This window comes from Aliidiomarina iranensis (assembly GCF_003987135.1).
GTDB classification, from domain to species: domain Bacteria; phylum Pseudomonadota; class Gammaproteobacteria; order Enterobacterales; family Alteromonadaceae; genus Aliidiomarina; species Aliidiomarina iranensis.
Genome location: NZ_PIPJ01000020.1, coordinates 1 through 2,692 on the forward strand (window position 1 = coordinate 1; position 2,692 = coordinate 2,692).

At 45.9% G+C, this 2,692-nt stretch carries 4 protein-coding genes and 1 pseudogene; all 5 read right to left on the reverse strand.

Translation table 11 applies throughout. The features are described 5' to 3' along the window. Positions 1-283: hypothetical protein (locus tag CWE08_RS11955; protein WP_133306940.1), on the reverse strand; the 283-nt coding region annotated here is incomplete at its 3' end. A gap of 97 nt (positions 284-380) precedes the next feature. Continuing rightward, complete coding sequence (locus CWE08_RS11960) at positions 381-779, reverse strand: hypothetical protein (RefSeq protein WP_126768503.1); 399 nt, start codon at positions 777-779, stop codon at positions 381-383. Beyond that, a complete protein-coding gene (locus CWE08_RS11965; protein ID WP_126768505.1) occupies positions 779-1,222 on the reverse strand; it encodes a hypothetical protein in 444 nt (147 codons plus the stop codon). Before CWE08_RS11965 ends, CWE08_RS11960 begins: the two co-directional genes overlap by 1 nt. A 187-nt stretch (positions 1,223-1,409) precedes the next feature. After that, positions 1,410-1,841 (reverse strand): hypothetical protein, encoded by a 432-nt coding sequence (locus tag CWE08_RS11970; protein ID WP_126768507.1) that lies wholly within the window; start codon positions 1,839-1,841, stop codon positions 1,410-1,412. A 9-nt stretch (positions 1,842-1,850) separates the two neighbouring features. Further along, positions 1,851-2,692: pseudogene (locus tag CWE08_RS12180) on the reverse strand (hypothetical protein); the annotation flags it as partial.

The window sequence follows — 2,692 nt, forward strand, 5'->3', positions numbered from 1 at the left end:
CTCGGAATGCTAACCAAAACCGGCACTCCACTGGATTTTCTGCAGGAGCTTCAAATTGGTTGTCGTAAATGCGCCCCCATTCATCCTTTAACTGCTGAAACTCTTCTATTACGGTTTGAGTTGCATCTTCGGAATCAATCAGTCGCTCATAAAAACCCACCAATTGAGCAAACTCTCGCTCATAAAAATCAGTGTAACGTTGCTCTGCAACAGCAGACACCGAGAACAGTAACATCAACACAAATAACCCGGTTTTTACCTTCATCAACATGTGACTATACATATATCGACATTCCATGAGGGGTGTTTGATCATTAAGGCCGGAGGTTAGCGAATCAGCAGCCCGGCATCGCCGGGCTGTGTTTTACGCAGCTCTGACCTTACGGGCTCCTCTTTCCCAAAAGCTTCACCATGTATGCATTATACTCATCTATGTAAACTCTTAATTCATCCACTAGACGCCGATGATCAGGTGACTCAAATGCATCTGTCATTCCAGGAAGAACTCTGACGCCATATTTGCACACCTCATTCTCCTCAAGCTTGTCTATTCCAAGGATTTTAATCCCGGAATAGAGCCCGTATCCCATCAGACGATAGTCACCGTTTTCAAAGCGGACTTTTGCATCTTCCTCGGGGGATTCCGCATTTATCGGAAGCATTTCAGAAACCAGCATCCCATAAACACTTCCCTTAAAATCCTCCGCATCCGAACAGTCAGGCATACTAAGAGCTGGAAAACTGATTAATAGCACAGCCAAAGATGTCAAAATTCTCATCAGTAATACCTCCTCCGGTGAGCATCGTCCCCATGAATATTTTTCATTACTCGATCCATAAATCTAACGTTTGGTGAGTTTTGGTATTCCACATCCCCAATTTGAACCCAAGGCAGGACAGGATGAATATCATGCAAACCAAGCAAGGCATGCCCCAATTCATGAGTCAATATCCGGGTAGTAGCGGCGACAAAAGGCTCCATTGTATTCTGATCAATCAGTGTTACTTGAGAACTTAGATCGATAGAAAGCACATTTCCTTTTAGGTAAGCGGCATTCGACCCCTGACTATTTACGATTATTTTAAGAGGCTTATTACTGTCCAAGGCATTATAAAGCCTTTGCCCCTCATCCCCGCCCCTTCCAAAAATGAGGCCTAGATCTGATTTAACCGTTGATAATTGGTCATCTGTCAAAACGGCGTCTTCTCCCGCTGCATGCACAAATATTTTCCCGTTGTACTAAGAAACGCCTTCACCGACTGTGCCATCCAAGACAGATGTGTCCGCTCCGCCACTGAAAGCGCGTTGCGCTCCCTCCCTCAACGCCGAAGAGAACGCCGCGCTATAAGCCCCATTTGCAAAACCCAAGAGCCTCGCCAGCTTAATCTGCCGCGGCTCTTGGATAACACTACTTATACCTTTCGATGACTGCGCCATTTCCATCTATTGAGAATTCAGCTCCAGAAAAACCTTTTGGACCCGACCGTGAGATTTCCGAAATCAATATCCTGTATAACTCTCCTTTTTCAAGAGGCGCAGCAGGAACAACTTCGCCTAACTCCTTATATTCTTCTCCATATTGTATCCTTTCAAGAGCCTGCTTTCCGCTAAGCTCCCACACTGCCACCCATTTTTTATCAGCCACTTTCTTTTGAACAACCACATCAACAATGTAAAACTCAGATGGCGAATCATTCTCTTCGGACTGATAGAAGTAAAAATTAATTCCGCTTTCCATGTGGCCAGAAGGTTTCACGACAAAAGTCCGAGAACATCCCACTAAAACAAGCGCTAATGAAATTATATAAAAGGCCACCAAACAGCGTTTAACAACATTCATAACAACCCTCTAGTAATCGATCCTATTTGGATATCGGCCAAAGTATATGCCCCTAGCGTAATCCCCCTGTTGCTCAATGTTGTATGAGCTAAACGAGCGAATAGGGTCATAATCAAATTGATAAGGGTCATATAGCCCAAGACTTAAAAACTTAGCGGATTGCAACAGAAGTCCACGGCCCAATACATTCACACCATGTTGGTGCTGCATAACATGGGTCATTTCATGAATGAACACACCAGCAGTTCCAACCCCTCCGCAGCTTGATAAATTCCCGCATTCTCCTGGCCAGTAAATATTCCCATCTGGAGCTATAACGTAATTATCACCCTGGAAAGGAACATACTTCCCATCAATTATTCGAACTTCCGAATAATCAATCTTATCTCCAAACACTGACTCAGCTTCAGTAACCTCATCATCAGTAAGTGCGCGACCCTGTGGTTCTTCTTCATCACGCGCAGCCCTCACCCCCTCCCTCAACGCCGAAGAAAACGCTGCGCTATAAGCCCCATTCGCAAACTTGCCACCTGTAACCTTAGAGACAGTGCCGCCTATCGCCGCATGTATCGCAACTCTAACATGAGCATCGCCAACATTACTCTGGATTTTTGGCGATAACTGAGCGCTCACCCCTGCCGACAAAAACCCATGGCCAAATTTACCGCCCTGCATGGCGCTGCCCATGCCACCTACAACGCCATGAGCTGCTACCTTACTAAAACCCTCACTCATGCTTTGCAGTTCACCAAACAAGCCTCCTGTAAACGCGCCCACAAGTGCGCCTTTTAAAGTACCTGTGGCAACGCCTCCTGCGATAAATCCAGTGAGCGCCCCTTGCGCAACTGCGT